Origin of the sequence: Bartonella sp. AC62GZZY (assembly GCF_042196525.1) — a bacterium.
GTDB lineage: Bacteria > Pseudomonadota > Alphaproteobacteria > Rhizobiales > Rhizobiaceae > Bartonella.
Genome location: NZ_JBHIQN010000006.1, coordinates 71,879 through 93,326, shown reverse-complemented (window position 1 = coordinate 93,326; position 21,448 = coordinate 71,879). Strand labels below are relative to the sequence as shown.

Sequence of the window (21,448 nt, the reverse complement as noted above, 5' to 3'; positions counted from 1 at the left end):
GGGCTTGTTTTAAAGATATATCTCTCAAAGAGCACCCAAGTCCATTTCGCGACGGCGTCCATGAATGCTATAACGGTAAAGCTATTGAGCACCTTCATCTTTACGTTTGTGAAGAAGAAAGACGGCACCATCACACTCTTTGGCTAGCTCAGAGCAATATTTTTTAAATAATGGAGATTGCTTATTGCTTCACATTTTTGTTTATTCCGTTTTTTAATGGGATTTTGTTCCTCATGGAAAACAGAACGCCCTTTTGTTGCAGTTTCATGGGCTTGTTTTAAAGATATATCTCTCAAAGAGCACCCAAGTCCATTTCGCGACGGCGTCCATGAATGCTATAACGGTGAAGCTATTGTGCACCTTCATCTTTACGTTTGTGAAGAAGCAAGACGGCATCATCACACTCTTTGCTAGCTCGTGGATGTTGCGACAGCCTTTGGCACTAGAGAGGGGTCATAGGAGGGATTTTAATCTTTTCTTCTATATTTTTACCCACACGCTAGCCCCGCTTGTGATGTGCAAGGGAATGGTTTTGATTGATCCAAGATAAACAGATTTGAAATGAGAAAATCTTACGTTATTCGGGCGACTAATTCAATATAAATAATGCTAAATTATCATTATAAGTCAATGTATTGTGCAAATATGATATATCTTTAGGGTCTTTATGTTTTAAAGCTTGCACGAAATCATAATTTTTTTGTATAGTGAGCCAAGTGTGTGCAAAATACACACCCCTAACCATTTCAAATCATTTAGCTGTTTCAGTAACAGATAAGCCAAGTTCTACGATTATATCTTCAATCACCAATTCATCGAAGTGCAGCGGATTTTCATCATTTTTTAGCGCTCCCTCTTCAGTGATCCTCTAGATAATTAACTCATTCAGCATCTATACCAGCAAAGCGAAATATTATGTGCTAATTTTTCTTTACATTCATTAACCAAGAACCCTCAAAATGACCTTTTAGCGGATAGAGCCAAAAGGATGAGTCATTCAAAAATCATTTGGTGATATAACTATATCAAGAGCACCGAGAATATGTCTTAGTTTCTAAGTATAGGCGATTTTCCCTCTTTTATCGTATCAGTCTTGTCGAAGGCTTTAAGTCTTTTATGTTTAAATCAAAAAATCATAATTGGATTATATTGCATAAAGATGCTTTTTTTGATTTTTTCATTTAACACACGATAAGGTACCATTTAGGCACGATGAGAAGCTTTCCCCTTATATCATGATTTCAGAGCTGCATGAGAAGAATAAAAGATGATGTGGCTTAATAAGAGAGTTTGTTCATAAGCCGTTTGGGTGTCTTAATCAAGGATGCCGTTAGGCGCCTCTGTAAGGTTTTCCTTGAGCTTGAGGAACCAAGGCTTGTTAGTCCCTTCGTTAAATGCGGGTCTGATGTTATGATTTTGGAGAGCGATTATGAAGAATTTGAGAGGCAGACAGCCTCTCATTTTGATTTGTATGCAAACGAATTGCACCCTATTTATTCAGGGAGAATAAGAACATACCCAGGAGGTGCTAAACGGAATAAGAGAGCGTCGTAACCCCACGCAGCATACAGGGAGCAAATAGAAAAAATGCCTTCACCAATTGCTAAAAGTAATGTGAGCGATATACCGGCCTCATCTGCTGTTGCTTCGCGGCGTTGTAAGTAGTATCCGACAAAAAAGAAAAAGCACGTTATTCCACTCGCACCTGCAAAGAAGCTTAATACGGCATGAACCGGTCCACGTATGCTGAACAGGATAAGAAAAATTGTGAAAGTAAATACTGTAAAGATCCCTTCGAATACCCTACGCACCATATTGCACAATTTTCGCATCATAATTGCAGAAAAGCTCTGTTCTACGTATCGATTTTTTCTTTTGATGCTTGTATTCTTAGAAGATATACTGTTATTTTTAGAAGATATACCGTCCACAACTCCCCCCGTTTTAAGCCAAGATGCTATGAAGCTATTTATTTTTAATTATATCATCAAAAAATACAAGAAAAATTTATTCATTTTAACGAAAAAATAGGTGTTTTATTGAGGAGCAAATCTATTTTCTTTCGCAAGAGTTATTCAATTCGTTCGCCAATAGAAAAACTACCCCCATTGAAGAGGAAGCTATCCTGACGCAGAAAAGCTTCATAAGCTGTATTTCAATCCGCTCAGAAATCGCAACTCTCTAATCTACCCGCTTAATCCACCTTTAAAACTGCAATCAAATAAATTCTGCTGATGACAAGTAATGATAACATGAAAAAGAAAAAATATCACAATATCAAACTCTTCAATACAGTATGAGCTTTATGATTTTCACGCAAAAAGCAAGTGCCCACTTCATGAATGACACCATACTAAAGTGCTGTGCATTCACAAATTTCCTAGCATTATCTCCCCTTCTCGAAATTGCACCTCTCCCGCAATCTTATCTCTCAGGTAGCACCCATTAAAGGCTTTTAAAATATCCAAGGAAACAATTTTCTGAGAAGCTTTCAAGCCTAAAACGCCCCCGCCATTTTATCTATGGTGAGGGCACCCCAAATCACGCAGAAACATGAAAAATCTCTCCGCATTTAAAAACAGAGCTTGTGCTTCAATTGCACGCTTTTTCCTGTTCTTTGGTCCATTGTCCTAAAGCCGCAAGATGGTTCATCCGAGCCCGATGACGAAATGCCTTCTGTGCAACAGCAATATTTTCATCTTTTCCAGCCCATGCTTTTAAGGCTGCTGCTTGCAATGCGCGTCCATAGGAAAAGGTCAATTTCCAAGGCAATGAGCCTAAAGAATTCATGGCAGATAAATGCGCTGTTGCTTCCTGATCGGACTGTCCTCCAGAAAGAAAAGCAATTCCTGGAACAGCAGCAGGAACCGTTTGTTTAAGCACCTGGACGGTCTTTTCAGCAACTTCTTCAACACTAGCCTTGCGTGCATCCTTGCCATCAATCACCATATTGGGCTTTAAAATCATCCCCTCCAAAAGAATACGGGCTTCAAACAATTCTTTAAAGACAGCCTGTAAAACAGCGCGTGTCACCTCAAAGCAACGCGTAATGGAATGCCCACACGACGGTCCATCCATTAACACTTCCGGTTCAACAATGGGCACAATATTCAACTCCTGACACAAAGCAGCATAGCGTGCGAGAGCTTGTGCATTTTGTCTTATGGCCCCTCTTGTTGGCAAAGTATCGGCATTAATAGCAATTACCGCCCGCCATTTAGCAAAACGTGCTCCCAAAGCATAATAATCTTTTAGCCGCTCACGAAGACCATCCAACCCTTCGGTAATTGTCTCTTGCGGAAAAGCAGCCAATGGTTTGGCTCCCGTATCAACTTTAATGCCTGGCAAAGCGCCTGAATCCCGAATAAGATCCGTCAACATTTGTCCAGTTGATGCTTTTTGCCGAATGGTTTCATCAAATAAAATGACTCCAGAAATGGCATTTTCCATAGCTTCTTTTGCGCTAAAAAGCATTTCACGATAAGCACGGCGACTATCTTCATGAGATTCAACACCAATACTTTCAAAACGCTTGCCAATGGTTGCCGTACTTTCATCTGCTGCTAAAATACCTTTACCTGTATACACCAAAGAAAGTGCAATATCTTCAAGCCGTTCGTTCATAAAAAAAATCCTCTTTATTTTGTCTTTAAATTTTCCAAAAGTGCGCACCACGCGCGATATACTCTACACAACAACACACAGTTCTTTTTTTAGCTGCACTTTAAATAGACATTTAAGCTTGCATAAGGGCAAAAATGCCAGGTAAAATCTTACCTTCCATCCATTCCAAAAAAGCTCCTCCAGCAGTCGAGAGATAAGTAAAATCATTGGCAACACCAGCATGATTAAGGGCGAAAACCGTATCGCCTCCTCCCGCAATTGAAACCAGTTTCCCTTTTTGACTACGTTCTGCTGCATAGCGTGCCACGGCAATTGTTCCCTTATCAAAGGGAGGCATCTCAAAAACACCAAGGGGTCCATTCCACACAAGGGTAGCAGCTTCATCAATTGCAGCATTGATATGCGCAATAGAACGTGCACCAACATCCATAATCATGCCATCTTGTGGAATATCTTCAATGTCATAGAGACGATGTGGTGCATCTTTTTCAAAGCGAAATCCAACGACAGCATCCTGAGGGAGCAGAAGCTTACATTGACACTCTTGCGCTTTTTTAATGATTTTTTTAATTGTTTCCATCAATGCATGTTCACACAGTGATTTCCCTACATGGATACCTTGCGCCGCTAAAAAACTGTTGGCCATGCCCCCACCAATAACCAAAGAGTCGACTTTTTCCACCAAATGATTGAGCACAAAAAGCTTACTAGAAACCTTGGCACCTCCCACAAGGGCAATTACAGGACGTGTTGGATTGCCCAATCCTTTTTCTAATGCCTGCAATTCACCTTGCAAAGAGCGTCCTGCATAAGAAGGCAACAAATGCGTTATGCCCTCTACCGAAGCATGGGCACGATGAGAAACTGAAAAAGCATCATTAACATAGAGATCGCCATTATGAGCCAAAGCTTCTGCAAAAGAACAATCATTTTTTTCTTCCCCTGAATGAAAACGAACATTTTCAAGCAGTAAAACACTCCCATTTTGTAATGACTCAACTGCAACCTGCACCGCCGAACCGATACAGTCAGGAGCAAAAGCAACCGGCTGATTAATGATCTTTTCCAATACTTGTACAACAGGACGGAGTGAAAACTCTTGTTCTACCTTTCCTTTGGGGCGACCACAATGAGAAAGCAGAATAAGTTTAGCACCACGCTTTTGTAGCTCAACGAGTGTTTCTTTATGTCGTACAAGACGTGTCTCGTCACAAACTTTGCCCAGTGCCATAGGAACATTAAAATCCACGCGCACAAGAACACGTTTGCCCAAAACATCAACATCATCAAGTGTACGAAACCCCATCACTGCTTCCTCTTCACTTTCCATTGTTTCAAATAAAAACGCATCCAACAACCCTGCCCACTTTTCTTTCCACTTATCCCCTCTTTGCTTTTACAAGAGATCCACAACATCCTATCTCTCACCCTGTGCTTAAAAATCCAAAGCTTTTATCGTCAAATGTACAAAAGCCCACCATTGCTATTAATCTTCATATTCCATTGTGGCAAACAAATGCATTGGCTCAACTTGATCTCTATTAAAGCTTCCTTTTACTTCTAGGCAAAAGAATTTACATCTCCTTTTTTATGACGTTTTCTCAAAGGGTATCTCGTTCAGATCTTGCTTTTTCAAAGTTTATTCTTTTATTCAGCTTTTAAAAGCACGTATTGACCCAGTATTAAAACAAAACACATCATCAATGTTTCAATAGCTCTTCTCTCTAGCGCATGAGAACAACAGCCTCTATCTGTTTTTCTCAAAATTGCACAAAAATGAGACTTTTTCCTATAAAAAGAGGACCCTGAGGTCCTCTTATATTGTCTTAGCAAAAGCCACAGCCGTATCACTCATACGGTTAGAAAAGCCCCATTCATTATCATACCAAACCAAAACACGACAGAGCTGACCATCAATTACTTTGGTTTGATCATTGTGGAAAATCGCTGAATAAGGATTATGATTAAAATCACAACTCACGAGTTTCTCTTCTGTCGTGTCTAAAATTCCCTTCAAAGAACCTTGTGCAGCAGCAGCAATAGCTGTATTAATTTCTTCGATTGTTGTGGAACGCTTAGCAATAAATGTCAAATCAACCACAGAAACATTAGGGGTTGGAACACGAATCGATACACCATCAAGCAATCCCTTTAATTCTGGCAAGACCAATCCCACAGCTTTTGCCGCTCCTGTTGAGGTAGGAATCATAGAAAGAGCTGCCGCACGTGCACGATAAAGGTCCCGATGCATTGTATCCAACACAGGTTGATCACCCGTATAAGAATGGATTGTTGTCATGAAGCCCTTTTCAATGCCCACCGTGTTGTGTAAAACTTGTGCAACAGGGGCCAAACAATTGGTTGTACAAGAAGCATTTGAAACAACGCGATGCTCGCTGCTTAAAGATTGATGATTAACCCCATAGACAACCGTAAGATCTGCTCCTTCAGAAGGCGCAGAAACAAGAACACGCTTTGCCCCCGCCTCCAAATGAGCACTTGCTTTATCACGCGCCGTAAAAATGCCCGTACATTCCAAAGCAATATCGATATCCAAATCTTTCCAAGGCAATTGAGCAGGATCACGCTCTGCGCATACCTTTATTAAACCACCTCCCACATCAATAGCATCCCCCACCACCTCAACAGTTCCAGGGAAGCGCCCATGAACTGAATCATAGCGCAACAAATGGGCATTTGTTTCCACAGATCCTAAATCATTAATTGCAACCACTTTAATATCTTGTCGTCCACTTTCTACAAGCGCACGTAAAATATTGCGTCCAATACGACCAAACCCATTAATTGCAACACGAACCGTCATTTCACATGTTTCCTCATCAATTTTTAAAAGCACACCATTTAAAACACAATAAATAGGTATTTCATCAATCCCAAATCATTAATTCCTATAACGTCAATATCTTGATTAATCACTTACTTATCCACAATAATGCACAAGATCATCCACAACACTGTACAGTATAGACGCCCTACGACCAAACCAACTCATGACAACACAAGTTGTCATTTTGTCTTTTCCTCTTTGATCTTTCCAAGCTCTTTTTCTGCGGTCGCAACGACATTTTCCCAAGTAATACCAAAATGCGCATAAAGGGTATCAATTGTTCCACTTGCCCCAAAGCCCTCCATACCAATAAACACACCATCACAGCCAATAAAACGGTCCCATCCTTGGGAGACAGCAGCTTCAATAGCAATTTTAATCGGTGCCTCTCCAATGAGAGCACGCTGATAGGAGAGAGATTGTTGAGAAAAAAGTTCAAAACAAGGAACAGAAATCACACGCGTTGGGATATTTTTTTCTTCTAAAACCGCATGTGCTTGTACCGCAATTTGCAATTCTGAACCGGAAGCAAATAAAGTCACTTGCGCTTCATCACTGGCCGTTAATAATTCATAAGCACCAAGCATACAGAGATTTTCTTCTTCATACTCTTGACGCAAAAGCGGTAGATTTTGTCGACTCAAAGCCAAGGTAGAAGGTGTTCCGCGTGCTTTCAAAGCCAATTGCCAACATTCGACTGTTTCCATGGCATCAGCAGGGCGAAATACAAGATGATTAGGCATGGAACGCAGGCAAGCCAAATGCTCCACAGGTTGATGGGTAGGACCATCCTCACCAAGACCAATAGAATCATGGGTCATGACATAAACCACCCGCAACCCCATAAGAGAAGACAAACGCATAGCGGGACGCATATAGTCAGAAAAGCATAAAAATGTTCCCCCATAAGGAATAAAGCCCCCATGAAGAGCAAGCCCATTCATTATAGCGCCCATTGCGTGTTCGCGAATTCCATAATGCAGATAGCGCCCTGAAAAATCATCTGCAGAGATACTTTTCATTTGGCTGCTTTTTGTGTTATTGGACCCTGTTAGGTCGGCAGAACCACCAATGGTTTCCGTAATGACTTCATTGATCACTTCAAGAGCCATTTCCGAAGCTTTACGCGTAGCAACAACGGGGCGCTCTTCAACCAATTTCTGTTTATAAGCATCGATAGCGCCATCAAATCCGCCCACGAGATCGCCCCGCATCAATCTTTCAAACTCCACACGCTCTGAAACAGGAAGATCAGCAAATTTTTCTTCCCATTTTTGACGTTTTTTAGCAGCATTGAGACTAGCCAAGCGCCAATTATCGAGAATATCGGCTGGAATAACGAAAGGCTCAGCATCCCACCCTAAAGCGATACGGGTTTCAGTGATTTCTCGTGCACCCAAAGGGGCACCATGAGCTTTATTGGTACCCGCTTTATTGGGTGCTCCAAAACCAATTGTTGTTTTACAAGCGATCAAAGTTGGTTTATCGGAATTTTGTGCCGCCTCAATAGCCCGCGCAATTGCGGCTTGATCATGCCCATTGACTTTATGTGTCTCCCAACCAGATGCCTTAAAACGCGCAATCTGATCTGTACTGTCAGCAAGGGAAATCTCTCCATCGATAGAAATATTATTATCGTCCCACAACACAATAAGCTTATTGAGTTTCAAATGACCGGCAAGGGAAAGTGCTTCTTGAGATATCCCTTCCATAAGGCATCCATCGCCTACCAACGCATAAGTGTAATGGTTGATAAGATCACCAAAACGGGCATTTTGCAAACGCTCTCCAAGAGCCATCCCCACGGCATTAGCCAATCCTTGTCCGAGAGGACCAGTCGTTGTTTCGATTCCCGCCACATGCCCATATTCTGGATGCCCAGCAAGCTTTGCTCCTAATTGGCGAAAATTTTTGAGATCTTCAATGCCAATATCTTCATAACCAGAAAGATACAAGAGAGCATAAAGCAACATAGACCCATGTCCTGCTGATAACACAAAACGATCACGGTTAGGCCAGCGAGGTTTTTTGGGGTCATGAGCAAGAAATTTTGTATAAAGAACCGTAGCAATATCGGCTGCTCCCATTGGCAAACCCGGATGACCAGAATTTGCTTTTTCAATCGCATCAATAGCAAGAAAACGGATAGCATTGGCCATCTGATTCTGTTGGTGGGTGTTTGTCATGAATAATCGACCATTTCGTTAAATACGTTATTCTGTTGCTTTTTCCGTATTCTCTTAAAGTTCTCAAGAAATACTATTTTCTAATCCTTAGCGTGAGACTTTTTGCCACCACTTCAATAATATTAATAACATTCCCCTCACGCGTTCTGTATATCCATGTCATTTATGCCAATACGCGCAAAAAATCCAGCTTTTAATTTATATCTATCCCCTGCTTTGCTTGCTAAAATATCCTACATACTTAAAAATAAAATGCACACAACACAAGAGTGAAAGTGATTCGTTTTTGCATAACACATTGATAAAGGATACAATTACCCAAAGGATAAAGGCAATGAACCAAGAGACTACAGTTCTACAAGATGCTTTAGAGCACCTAGAAAAGGCACTTAGAACTTTAGAGATCACCATAATAAACCGCAATGCCGTTATTGATAAAAATAACGAATGGGAAGAAGAAATCCAACGAATGAATGCTGACCGCAGCCATCTTGCCCAAGCGCTTGACAAAGCTGAAGCCCAAATTGAACGCTTAGAGTCCGTAAACAAAGAAGTTTCCAAACGTCTTATTAAAGCAATGGAAACAATTCGTGTTGTCATTGATAGATAAAGGTTTGAATGTATGGAAACTGTTTCCGTTACCATTGATGGTAAAATTTATCGCATGGCTTGTGACAAAGGACAAGAACGTCGTCTTATTGCGCTTGCTGCTCAATTAGATCAATATATCACACATTTAAAGAACAATTTTGGTGAAATTGGCGACCATCGTTTATCGGTTATGGCTGGCATAATGATTATTGATGAAATGGAAGAAATAAAACGAGAAAATAAAAAATTACAAGAAGACTACAATACTCTTTTACGACTCCACAACGAAAGAGACCGCACCATGGGGAAAATTATGCGTGACACCACACAACGCATTGAAAATCTCACCAACCAATTGCTCAAAGATGATCAAAACTGCACAAACATTCAAGAACAAGAACAGGAAGACTTCTAAAAAGTACATCAGCGCGTAATAAACCAAGATTTGACTTGCCTCTCACACCTTACAGAACAAAAATCCTAAAACCCACACCAGTGTGTAAACAGTCTGGTTTTTTATAGGAAGGATTCCAGCTACTCACGACTTATGGGATTAACTTAAACCTCAACAAGAAAGCCCTACCCTGAATATTTCACCTCCGCACAAACACTTCCTATATCAAGGAGGCTACCTTATATCACCACATTTCAAATGAGATGTCTTTTAAAAGCGCAATAAGATAACAAAACCAACATCATTGTAAAAAAAATCATATAAATGACAACAACAACAAACAAATAAAGCACCCTTCGAAAAAAAGAGCTATATTCATGTTCCCTATGAATGCATGCCAAAAAATTCTTTCCCCTAGATAATACAATATATATTAAAAAATAACCTTATCTATTATACCGTAAAACACCGCTATTTGATAATATAAGCACCATAGAGTCTTTGCGCCTGAAATGTCCATCCGATGAAACCCACCGAAAAGAACCGTATCATTTATAAACCAGCGTGAATTAAGTATTTTCATCCTTTAGAGCAGGAAAAAAGTCAAACCCAAAGAGTATGTTAATCTCATACAACCTCAAACATCATAAACAACAATAGCTCTTGAAACCATCCTCTACCGACATCTTTATCCTTATAACAAATAATCCATATTTCTCTCCCCACCCCTCAAAATCTCCAAGCTTAATAAAAGAAAGAGCAAGTCGGCATCATCATTATAGTCAGCCCTCAATATTGCAACAGCCCCCTTGGCTCTTGAAACGCTTCATAAGAAGTATGCCTTTCTTGTACAATTTTTACCCACATGTCCCACCCACTTATGACGTACAAGCAAAGAGTTATGATTAACAAAACATAAATAAATTTAAGATAATCTTACGGTATTCGGGGTTCTAATTCAAGTTTAATAACGATAAATTATCATTATAAATCAATATGTTGCAAATGCCCCGACAAAGAATATTTAAAAACACATTCACCCATCACTTTTTCTTATAACATACCAGTACGATTTTTTAGGTACATAATTTTAACTTTATTCAATTCTGTTTGCAAAAGTTTAAAATGAGAACAATTTCAAGGCTCTCATCCAAAAAGAAAAAGAATAAATTCTCATTATCAATGAACATCTCGCTCGTATAAACATCAATAAAGCAATTCCCAATATGCCTCAATGAAATAAAAAGGGGGCTCCCATTAAATGCCCTACCGTAAAAGCAGCTTCCTCAGAACTAAAACAAAATCAAAAGACAATATCACCGGATCTGCTCCCATCACCAAACTGGACGACCTAACGCAATATCTTGCTATCTTACGATAGGAGATAAAAGAATAATGAGTCTATGGAGGCATTCACAAAAGACGAACAGCCGTTGTTTTTAAAGCCTGTTCAAAGGCGCATGAAAAAACACCATGCGTAAACGGCTCAAATCCCTTTCGTTCCATCTTGAGAGACAGAAGCAATACGCAAGAGATTTGTCGCACCAGGCGTTCCAAGGGGAACACCAGCTGTCACAAGGAAGCGATCTCCCCCTTTGCAAAAACCTTCCTGAAATGCAATGGCTGCTGCACGATCAACCATATCCTCTAAACTCCGTGCATCTTGCGTGACCACACAATGAAGCCCCCAAACGAGAGCCAAACGCCGTGTTGTTTCCACAATGGGAGATAAAGCAATAATCGGTCTATTAGGGCGTTCACGAGAGGCGCGCACCCCCGTTGTTCCTGAAGCCGTATAAGCAACGATAGCGGATAGCGCAAGTGTTTCAGCAATCTGACGCGCAGCAAGAGAAATCGCATCCGTTCCTGTTGATTCTGGTGCTGGATGTTGTGCTCCAACCTGAGCGGCATAAGTGTGATCCTGTTCGATTTGCCGCGCGATTCGGTCCATCATAAGCACAGCTTCTTCAGGATAACGACCAGAAGCAGATTCAGCCGACAACATCACCGCATCTGTTCCTGCATAAACTGCTGTAGCAACATCCGACACTTCTGCGCGTGTCGGAACAGGAGATGTGATCATTGATTCGAGCATTTGTGTTGCCACCACAACAGGCTTTCCTGCTAAACGACAAGCTTTTATGAGCTCCATCTGAAGTGCAGGAACCTTTTCCAAAGGCATTTCCACTCCGAGATCACCCCGTGCAATCATAATGCCATCAGAGACCTCAATAATTTTCTCTATATGCTCCAAGGCTTGAGGCTTTTCGATTTTAGCCATCAAAGACACCTTGCTTTTCGTCAACTGACGCACCGCCATAATATCTTCTGGACGTTGAATAAAAGAAAGAGCAACCCAATCAACAGGCTGCTGTAAAAGAGCCTGAAGATCCCCCTTATCTTTTGACGTCATCGCATCAAAAGGCAAAATTGTATCGGGAAAACTGACACCTTTTCGATCAGAAATACGGGCTCCAGCAACCACGCGACACTGTATAGAATGACCATCACAAACTTGCGCACGCAGTTCCACCCTTCCATCATCAATCAACAACCGATTTCCTGGTTTAACAGCTGAAAATACATCCTCATGAGGGAAAAAAACACGCTGTGCATCACCAAGAACATCGCGATTATCTAACGTAAAGCTTTGCCCAACACGCAAATCTGCTTGCCCCTTAGCAAAACGCCCCACACGCAGTTTTGGCCCCTGAAGATCCACTAAAATACCAATGGGGCGTCGAACTGTTTTTTCAACTTCTCGTATAGACTTGACCAAATCACCCAGCATATCACGATCAGTATGGCTCATATTAAGACGAAAAACGTCTGCCCCTGCCCTAAAAAGCTTTTCAATCATCAAACGAGAAAAAGAAGAAGGACCAAGAGTGGCAATAATTTTTACTTTACGTGCACGTTTCACGGTGGAGAATTTCCTGAAAGAGAAGGTATAACTGAATTGTTTAGCAAAGACTCATCCGTCAACTGTACCATCCAACTGGTTTGATTTCCGGTATCGATTTCTTTAAATTCAGCCTTTTGATATCCTCGAGGGAAACAATCATGAACCCCTTGAATGGTAAACTGGCTATCTTGCACACACATGGTCACAGAGCCTGCCCAGTTCCCTTTTTTTTGTGCCCCTTCCGCATAAAAATAATAAAACCGTGAAGCAAGAGGCCCCTCAATTAAAGTTTTACACTCCGTCACTGGTACAGTCCACCAGCCTTCGCTCACCCACCCTGAAAATGTACGATATCCAAGAGCAACCCCTACAGACTGCTGAGTTGTATTACAAACCCTAAAGTCAGCTTTTGCAAAAACAACAAGGGGAAACAAGAGCAAAAGGCTCAAGAGAAAAACTTTTAATCCTTTCTGAAGCACCCAATATCGTTTTTTTAAAATCACAAAACTTCCTCTATAATGCCAAATTCTCAAAACAAATTACACATTTCTTTATTTTAAAAGCTTTTCAAATCTAAAACGTATATTTTTCTTTTTATAGCCCTTTTATCAATGCATATATTTTAAAAATTTTACAAAATATTTAAAGTCAATTTGTAAAAAAACTGTGTAGCTTGACTTACTTTTTATTTTCAAGCTTTTTTAACCTAAATTCGTCGTCGAAAAACAACTTAAAATATATAACTTGGAGAAAAATACAATGAACGATACAGTAACCGATCAAACACACGCTATATCCGTAAACCAATTACGCTCTTTTATCGAACGTATTGAAAGACTAGAAGAAGAGAAAAAAACCATTTCTGATGATATTAAAGACGTTTACACTGAACTTAAAGGCTCTGGTTTTGATAGTAAAGCTGTTCGAAGCATTATACGATTGCGTAAAAAAGAAGAACATGAACGAATGGAAGAAGAAGCAATCATTGAGCTATATAAAAATGCGCTTGGTATGAATTAACACCATTGAGAACATTGGAAATTTTCCTAAGAAAAGAAAATATAAAAAACAAATGAATGTATAAAAATTTCACCCAAACAATAAGCAGTTTGTGTAACTTGTAACGAGACTATCGGTCACAGAATACACAATATTTATAACAGCCCTCACATTTAAAAGGATTTATACAGAGAATTTTTATTCTTATTCTTCAATCATTTTTATCCACATAAACCCTCACTTGTATGCCAACCTATGCCAACCCAGTTTGTGATGTGCAAGAGAGGTGTTTTTATGATTAAACATCTAGAGATTTGAAATGAGAAAGTCTTCCGATATTGAGTACTCTCTTCCTTCAAATTGAAAAAATGAATTATGATGATAAATCAATTTATTATCTACGAAAAGAAACATATGAAAGCGGTCAGCAGTTGAAATCCGCTAAACGAGAGTCTGAACCGTTTACAAAAGAAGAGGTGGTTAAGGATCTTCGTCTTTTAGGATAGGGAAAAGTGCAGCATATTTACACATTTGATAAAAAGACCCTTAACAAAACTTTATTCAAATCTATTAAAGGACTCATACAGATCATTGATTCGAGAGGTTAGAATGTGATCTCTCCATTTTCCAGAAATCATCAAATAGTCTTTAGCATAGCCTTCTTTTTCAAAATGAAGGCGTTTTAATAAACGTTCGCTTTTTATGTTCTCAGGTCTATAATTTGCCATCACTCTATGCAGATGATAAATATGAAAGATATGCCGTATTAGAGCCTATAAACTCTCAAATATGAGACCTTTTCCTTGTTGTTTTTCATCAAGAGAAAAACCAAGATGACAGACTTGAAAAACACCCAGAATCACATTTGTAAAATTCACAACACCAATAATTGTGTTTTCATTTTTTAATCGTACGGCATATCGGTATGCTTGTCCCTTTGCACTTTCACAAGCAAATGCATTGGCTTGTGTTTCCCAAGCCGTTAGGCTGTGGTAACCATCAGATCTAACAGGTTCAAAAGGACGCAGGTGATTCGCATTACGGAGGAAATAAGAAGACAGTTCAACTGCATCTTCTAAACCGATCAATGTGGAAATTGTTCGCTTTGTTTTAATCGCCATCATTTTCTCCTCCTAGAAATGTTACAATAACATGTTGATTTATCCTAACAAATCATCATTTTTAAACTCAAATCATAATATCGAATACAGTAAGCTTTTCTCATCACAACACTTCTTATGTTAGAATTAATGAGGATCATTTGCTTTTCCGTCATAAGCGGGGGTGGTATCTTTAAAGCATAAGGTAAAGACAAGGGCATGTTTCTTACGAATGCTCTCAAATTCCAAAGGAGCTGTAGCAACATTGGGGACTGGCAAAGTATGCAATGAAACTGGCGTGCTTCCATATATGAAATTTTGAAAAAGCTCACAGCAAAGATAGTTTTGTTTCTTTGCCTTTCAAGCTCAGAGCATGCTTGTTTTGCGCTACCATATCATTGCCCCCGTATAGAAATCCCAATGACCATCGCCTTGAAATGCTATATGTTACAGTGCAATCTAAAAAGTCTCTGCCATAACTCGTCAACAGCACTGTTCCCGCTAAATCAGCCACAAACTCTTGTAACAAATCAAAGAAAAGCGATGATGCAATACAAATCTTTTAAAGTTTTTTAGATATTACCGTGAACACGCTTCCATTTCTTCGCGTAAAATTTCAAGTTCTAGCCATTCTTCTTGCTTTTGTGTGCAAGTATTTTTCTTTTTTTCCAATGCCGTTGATAAACGCTCAAAACGTTCTTTATCGCGGCGATAAAGGGTTGGATCAGAGAGCTCTTGCTCAATTTTTTTGATTTCGTCCTGCAAAACAGCAATTTCTTCAGGCAATTTTTCCAATGCATAAACCTGCTTATAAGACAATTTACCTCGTGTTTTTTTCTCCCGCCCTACCAAGCTATGTTCTGTTGATGAATCCTGCTTTGAAAGCTCTCCCGCTTGAGATTTTGAAGGTGCTTTACGCTGCGATAATTCTGTTTTTTTGCGTTGTAAACGAAGAGCATGCTGGTTTTGCGCTATCATATCACTATAGCCACCCGCATACAAAACCCAATGACCATCACCTTGAGGTGCCAACATATGCGTTACAGTACGATCTAAAAAGTCTCTGTCATGACTGACCAACAATACTGTTCCCGCAAAATCAGCAATAAATTCTTGCAACAAATCCAAAGTTTCCATATCCAAATCATTGGTCGGTTCATCAAGAATCAAAAAGTTTGCAGGACGCGAAAGAAGGCGTGCAAGCATGAGGCGTGCTCTTTCTCCCCCTGAAAATTCTTTAAGGGGAGTGCGTGCTTGTTCTGGTGAAAATAAAAAGTCTTTCATATAAGAAACAACATGCCGCTCCAGCCCATTGATCACAAGAGTATCACCTCTTCCTCCCGTTAAATAATGCGCTAAAGTTTCTTCTTCATTTAAAATACGCTGCTGATCAAGCAATGCCATGGAGAGGTTATAGCCATGCCTCACCGTTCCACTATCCACGGCTTCTTGCCCAATTAATGCAGACAGGAGCGTTGTCTTTCCGATACCATTAGGTCCCACCAAACCAATTCGATCACCCCGCTGAATGCGCAAAGAGAAATCTTTCACGATCATGCGCTCACCATAGGATTTTGAAATTTTCTTTGCTTCAAGCACCAATTGCCCAGAATCATGACTTTTCGCTGCTGTCAAAAGTGCATTTCCTGGCTGCCCTTTATAGGTTTGATGACGCTGTCTTAAGTCTTTTAATTCGCCTAAGCGCCGTACGTTACGCTTACGCCGTGCGCTCACGCCATAACGCAACCATTGCTCTTCACGAGCAATTTGGCGCCCCAATTTATGCTGTTCGATGGCTTCTTCTTCCAGTGCTTTATCACGCCAATTTTCAAATTCTGAAAAACGCTTTTCCAGTCTTTTGGTTGTGCCACGATCAAGCCATACCGTTGACCGCGTAACATTTTCTAAAAATCGCCGATCGTGGGAAATCACCACAATCGCTGAACGCAAAGAAGACAAAACAGCTTCCAGCCATTCAATAGTTGGTAAATCAAGATGATTGGTTGGTTCATCTAAGAACAAAATATCGGGTTTTGCAGCAATGGCCCGTAACAACGAAACACGCCGCTTTTCGCCTCCCGAAAGCGTTTCCAATTTTTCCGTCCCCGAAAACCCTAAATTTGTGCGAAGCGTATTGATCCACTGGACATCAGATGTATCGTCCAGCCCCGCTTCCATATAAGCATTAATATCTTCAAATCCTGAACAATCCGGATTTTGTGAGACATAACGGAACGTTACTCGCGGGTGGCGAAAAATTTCGCCACCATGAGGTTCTAATATTCCTGCGGCAATTTTTAACAGGGTCGATTTTCCACAACCATTACGGCCAACCAACGCAATACGCGCCCCCTGCTCAACCGATAAAGAAGCTTGATTGAGCAAAGGCGTTTTTCCAAAATTTAAGAAAATGCGGTCAAGCCGCAGAAGCGGCACCGCCATTAACGAACGCGGCGCGGACAAGGTGCTTTATACATCACCCCTCTTGCATCACGGTAAGCACATAATTGTCTAACAGAAACTCTCTGCCCACAAGGTGCTTGGTAAACATACCCTCTACGACCACGATACGTGCACAATTGTGATGCCTGTCTTTGTTGTTTTCTTTGATTTGCAGCTGCACCTGTTACTGTTCCAGCCAAAGCCCCAAATGCTGCACCGGTAAGCGCTGCTCCAGGCGTACTTCCACCAATAGCAGTTCCAGCCAAAGCACCGATTGCTGCTCCTCCTACGCCGTAACGTGCAACACGTTCATCGTTTGTAGTACAAGCGACTGAACTGAAACCAATGGCTGAAACAACGGCCACTTTAAAAATTGATTTTAACATATCAAAACCTTTCCTTCTCAAGATCAATACATATATCGTTTATGTCGGCACTTCATCACTAGGCCCCCCTCTGCCTTATTCAAAATATATTGGAAGAGCTTTATGGAATAGGCACAGACGCTAACAATATAGCTTTTCCAGAACCTAAATGGCAAGAAAAGGTTCCACAAATACGGTTAGAAAGTGTTAAAGAAGAGCCAAATGACACATTTTTGTCACAAATTTGCCATTTTACTCCCTTAAGCGTTAAACCTTTTAAATCAGAAAAACCGATAATACTAAACAAACATCCCTTAGGCAAATCATACGAACAAGGTTTTGACAAAACCGGCCAACCTTCTTCCAAACCGCTTGTCAACAACACTGAAATACCCCTTTCAGCCATCATCAACGCTTGCGTCATATGAGAAAGGCTATGATCACTTCGCTTCCCTGCCAAAGCACCGCATAAAATAAGCTTTTTAGCGCCATTTTGCAGCGCTCTTTCACATGCCAGAGCACTATCTGTCATATCTTTATCAGAAGGAAAAACTTCACGCGGAACATGACTATATTGACGTATTAAATTCTCATCTGATGAATCAAAGTCCCCTAACCACAACTCAGGCATCACATTAAGCGCTGCCGCATGACGCATACCACCATCAGCAGCAATTACCCGACTGTTTTGAATTTGATTAAGCAAACGATCAGTGATATGAACATCCCCATTTAATAATATCGTAAATGTTGTCATGCCATACTTTGCCTTTCACAAAATTTTCTTTACAGTGCATCTTTTATAAGTGAGAGTCATTTTTTATAAACAAAAAGCGTGATATAGCCAAACGAATCCCTACTCCTAATGCCTTTCTTAAAGAAACATACGATACAAAGATACAAATGCAATTTGCCAAATTACTCCGCAGAAATAATGTGCACCATGGTCCAACGCACCCCATTTTTCACCGCAATTTTCTTTTTCACTCATGCCTGTATAAAGCAACTTTCATAAGTTTAACACTTCTCCTTTCGGCTTGTCATACACCCCTTTCTCAAAATAACAGGCTTTCTTCCATTTCTTCTAAAACTATCAAAAGTGTCAACAATCACAATATCTATGTCACATTAAGCGCTCTGCAACACCCACGTATTTTACAAATGTATGGTGGCGCTTATCATAATGCAAAACTTGAACACCTTTTAGCAAAGATTGTCCGTAAACTGGCAGTTGCATCACATAGTTCTCATCAAAGCTATTCTGTAACAATTTTAAACTCAGAAACTGTAAACGCTTTTGCGCTCCCCAATGGTTCGATCTACATCACCCGTGGCATGCTGGCATTAGCCAATGATTCTTCAGAAGTTGCAGCCATTTTAGCCCATGAGATAGCACATATCAGAGCCAATCATGGCATTTTACGCCTGCAAAAAGAAGCCCAATTAAAGATGACAAATCACATGTCTTCACGTCTTCTTTCTTCTATTGGCAAAAAACTTCATAACCCTATGCAAAACAAGCAACAACTCGCGCAATTTTCCCGCAATCAAGAGCTGGAAGCTGACTCCCTTGCACTCGAAATGCTCCAACAGTCAGGATATGATCCTTTTGCTTCACCGCGCTTTCTTCAAACAATGGAAGCCTATAGTGCTTTGCGTAATATCTCTGGCACCCAAAATGCCTCTCTAGATTTTCTAGCTTCTCACCCAACTACCCCTCAACGCATTCGGCTTGCGATAGAAAAAGCGCGTAAAATCAGTAAAGGGAATAATAAAATATCCGATCATGATTCTTTTCTCAAAAGCCTTGATGGCATAATTTTTGGAGGAGGCTTTTATACAGGTTTTGTACGAGGCAACCAATTTATTCACCCACAATTGCGCATAGCTTTTTCTGTTCCAAACAATTTTACAATAGAACATTCAGCACACACTGTTTGGGCCAGTGGACCAGATAAAATTGCGATTCGTTTTGACGCTATTCCACATCCTGCTGAAATATCTGCGAGTGATTATTTGAAAAGCGGCTGGATTATCGGTCTAGATCAATCATCTATCCGCCCCATCACAATTCAAGGGCTCCGCAATCAAGAGTTTATGCGTCAAGAATCCCAAAACCAAAGTTTACTTGGAGCGCGGGCCCATGCTACCAATGATCAATGGCAATTTGATGTGGTTGTCATTCCATTCAACAACCACATCTTTCGTTTTTTGACGGCCGCTCCACATAATTCTCGAAATTTTGCAGAGGTTGCCCAAAAAACGCTACAAAGCTTTCATTCTCTTTCATCTTCACAGTTAAAAAAATTGCAGCCCTTAAAAATCCGTGTTGTCCGTGTTAAACAAGGAGAAACCGTTGCCAATCTTGCAGATAAAATGCAATACACACCCTATAAAGAAAAACTCTTTCGCATCCTCAACGCCCTCTCACCAACGCAAACTTTACCCGCAGGTACAAAAGTGAAAATTATTACAGAATAAGCCTTTCTTCTCATCCGTTACAGTTTTGATTCTTTTCTGTCTGTATCACGCCCCCCCCTTAAAGCATATTCGAAAATAAAGAGGAACACTTTAAAATCCAACTTCATCATGCCTTTATAGGTCTCCGTTTGATATATATTTCCTCCAAACTAACAGCCCCCTATCTTCTTCTGTTTATCAGTAGCGCTCCCAAAGAGGCATATTCCTAAACAAATATGGCCATCCCCTAAAACTGACTTTATCATATTCTCATATGCCCCCACTTAATATATTCTCTTTCCCCCCCAAAAGCCTTTCACTGCTTATATATCATAAGCATCTTCTGAATGAATCGTAAGGAGAGCAGAACGCAATTTTTGCAAAGCCCTAGCTTCAATTTGACGCACGCGCTCTTTCGAGATTCCTAATTTTTCACCCAAAACTTCGAGAGTCGCACCCTCTTCATTTAAGCGACGAAAGCGAATAATTTCCAACTCCCGTTCGTTGAGAATTTGCAACGCATCGTAAAGCCATTGTGTACGCCGTTGACCATCAATGACTTGCTCAATTAAAGCATCAGGAAGAGGACTCTCATCCACCAACACATCCATCTTTGCAATGGGATTATCACTGTTCTCAGAAACAGAAACACTCAAGGAATTATCAGAACTGGAAAAACGAAAATCCATGGTTTCAACATCACGCACAGAAACGCCGAGTTTTTCAGCGATTGTGCGAAAAATATCCTGTTTCGATAAAGCACTATCATCCTGCACCAGTTTTGCTCTCAAACGCCGAAGATTAAAGAAAAGTGCTTTTTGCGAAGAACTGGTTCCCCCTCGAACAATTGACCAGTTTCGCAAAATATAATCTTGAATAGAAGCGCGTATCCACCACGTTGCATATGTTGAAAAACGCACTTCCCGATCAGGTTCAAAACGTGCAGCTGCTTCCAATAGTCCCACATACCCTTCTTGTACCAAATCCCCCAATGGCATTTTGAAACGTTTAAAGCGATTAGCAATAGCAATCACTAAACGCATATGAGCCGCTGCAATTTGATGCATGGCATCATCATCACGTTTGTCTTTCCACCGCAGAGCCAAATCATGCTCTTTTTGTCGTTCAAGATAAGGTGCTTGCATAGCAGAACGCATCATATTACGTCCTAAGCTTTTGTCTGCATCGCTATAATTTTTGCTGCTTTTATAAACAGCATTTGAAAGATTACCCATAATAACCCCTTGCGATTAAATTTATCAAAATTGATTTGGCAACGACATCATTGTTCTTCGCTTAAAAAGAACGCAAAAGTTGTTAACTTCTGTGACCACTACTTTAACGTGTAATTTTATAATCGCAATTGTTTTTTTTACTGTCATGGTAAAACTTCTTGTCATAAGACACAATTTCACCTGCAAAATGCCTTTACAATATGCCTTTTAGCCTATGAAATATTTGAAAAAACTTTCTTTTCACTTTTCATGACAAAACAGCAAAAAAATAAAGTGATCATGCAAAAGAAATGCCGTTT

Annotated in this window: 15 protein-coding genes and 3 pseudogenes; 4 read left to right on the top strand and 14 right to left on the bottom strand. The window is 40.3% G+C overall.

Annotated elements, in window-relative coordinates; genetic code table 11:
- From ACFIML_RS05555 to tkt, 7 genes and pseudogenes are all read right to left on the bottom strand, one after another.
- Positions 1–132: pseudogene (locus ACFIML_RS05555) on the bottom strand (integrase); the annotation flags it as partial.
- Positions 133–149: 17 nt separating this feature from the next.
- Positions 150–433: pseudogene (locus ACFIML_RS05550) on the bottom strand (integrase); the annotation flags it as partial.
- A 1,060-nt stretch (positions 434–1,493) separates the two neighbouring features.
- Positions 1,494–1,835 carry a hypothetical protein gene (locus ACFIML_RS05545; RefSeq protein WP_375610290.1) on the bottom strand — a complete coding sequence of 114 codons (342 nt, stop codon included), beginning with the start codon at positions 1,833–1,835 and terminating at the stop codon, positions 1,494–1,496.
- Between the two features lie 757 nt (positions 1,836–2,592).
- Positions 2,593–3,624: a class I fructose-bisphosphate aldolase gene (locus ACFIML_RS05540; RefSeq protein ID WP_375687584.1), complete on the bottom strand. Its 1,032-nt coding sequence runs from the start codon at positions 3,622–3,624 to the stop codon at positions 2,593–2,595.
- A gap of 112 nt (positions 3,625–3,736) precedes the next feature.
- Entirely contained in the window at positions 3,737–4,930 is a 1,194-nt protein-coding gene (locus tag ACFIML_RS05535) for a phosphoglycerate kinase (RefSeq protein WP_375606614.1), read from the bottom strand.
- A 510-nt stretch (positions 4,931–5,440) separates the two neighbouring features.
- Positions 5,441–6,448 (bottom strand): type I glyceraldehyde-3-phosphate dehydrogenase, encoded by a 1,008-nt coding sequence (gene gap, locus ACFIML_RS05530; RefSeq protein ID WP_375614514.1) that lies wholly within the window; start codon positions 6,446–6,448, stop codon positions 5,441–5,443.
- Positions 6,449–6,651: 203 nt separating this feature from the next.
- Positions 6,652–8,658: a transketolase gene (tkt, locus tag ACFIML_RS05525; protein WP_375687582.1), complete on the bottom strand. Its 2,007-nt coding sequence runs from the start codon at positions 8,656–8,658 to the stop codon at positions 6,652–6,654.
- Between the two features lie 334 nt (positions 8,659–8,992).
- Between tkt and ACFIML_RS05520 the strand changes: the two genes are divergently transcribed.
- Positions 8,993–9,268, top strand: a complete 276-nt coding sequence (locus ACFIML_RS05520; protein ID WP_005774573.1) for a DUF4164 domain-containing protein — start codon at positions 8,993–8,995, stop codon at positions 9,266–9,268.
- 12 nt (positions 9,269–9,280) lie between these two features.
- Complete coding sequence (locus tag ACFIML_RS05515; RefSeq protein ID WP_375606565.1) at positions 9,281–9,664, top strand: cell division protein ZapA; 384 nt, start codon at positions 9,281–9,283, stop codon at positions 9,662–9,664.
- Between the two features lie 1,465 nt (positions 9,665–11,129).
- Here the strand turns inward: ACFIML_RS05515 and pyk are convergent.
- Entirely contained in the window at positions 11,130–12,566 is a 1,437-nt protein-coding gene (pyk, locus tag ACFIML_RS05510; protein WP_375608411.1) for a pyruvate kinase, read from the bottom strand.
- Positions 12,563–13,051, bottom strand: a complete 489-nt coding sequence (locus ACFIML_RS05505; protein WP_375606567.1) for a DUF1036 domain-containing protein — start codon at positions 13,049–13,051, stop codon at positions 12,563–12,565. Before ACFIML_RS05505 ends, pyk begins: the two co-directional genes overlap by 4 nt.
- Positions 13,052–13,307: 256 nt before the next feature.
- Here ACFIML_RS05505 and ACFIML_RS05500 point away from each other — a divergent pair, with 256 nt between their 5' ends.
- Positions 13,308–13,568, top strand: a complete 261-nt coding sequence (locus ACFIML_RS05500) for a DUF2312 domain-containing protein (protein ID WP_005774567.1) — start codon at positions 13,308–13,310, stop codon at positions 13,566–13,568.
- 536 nt (positions 13,569–14,104) lie between these two features.
- Here the strand turns inward: ACFIML_RS05500 and ACFIML_RS05495 are convergent.
- The 4 genes and pseudogenes from ACFIML_RS05495 to ACFIML_RS05480 all read right to left on the bottom strand — a co-directional run bounded on the left by ACFIML_RS05495 (position 14,105) and on the right by ACFIML_RS05480 (position 18,211).
- A pseudogene (locus ACFIML_RS05495) lies at positions 14,105–14,668 on the bottom strand (GNAT family N-acetyltransferase).
- Positions 14,669–15,226: 558 nt separating this feature from the next.
- A complete protein-coding gene (locus ACFIML_RS05490; RefSeq protein ID WP_375687595.1) occupies positions 15,227–17,089 on the bottom strand; it encodes an ABC-F family ATP-binding cassette domain-containing protein in 1,863 nt (620 codons plus the stop codon).
- Positions 17,089–17,475 carry a hypothetical protein gene (locus ACFIML_RS05485; protein WP_375606568.1) on the bottom strand — a complete coding sequence of 129 codons (387 nt, stop codon included), beginning with the start codon at positions 17,473–17,475 and terminating at the stop codon, positions 17,089–17,091. The genes ACFIML_RS05490 and ACFIML_RS05485 overlap by 1 nt, the downstream gene beginning before the upstream one ends.
- Before the next feature lie 100 nt (positions 17,476–17,575).
- On the bottom strand, positions 17,576–18,211 hold the full coding sequence (locus ACFIML_RS05480) for a thiamine diphosphokinase (protein WP_375606569.1): 636 nt from the start codon (positions 18,209–18,211) through the stop codon (positions 17,576–17,578).
- A 146-nt stretch (positions 18,212–18,357) separates the two neighbouring features.
- Between ACFIML_RS05480 and ACFIML_RS05475 the strand changes: the two genes are divergently transcribed.
- Positions 18,358–19,935, top strand: a complete 1,578-nt coding sequence (locus ACFIML_RS05475; RefSeq protein WP_375606570.1) for a M48 family metalloprotease — start codon at positions 18,358–18,360, stop codon at positions 19,933–19,935.
- Positions 19,936–20,237: 302 nt separating this feature from the next.
- On the opposite strand, the gene ACFIML_RS05470 is transcribed toward ACFIML_RS05475, so the two are convergent.
- Positions 20,238–21,149: an RNA polymerase factor sigma-32 gene (locus ACFIML_RS05470; protein ID WP_142415995.1), complete on the bottom strand. Its 912-nt coding sequence runs from the start codon at positions 21,147–21,149 to the stop codon at positions 20,238–20,240.
- Between the last annotated feature and the right edge of the window lie 299 nt (positions 21,150–21,448).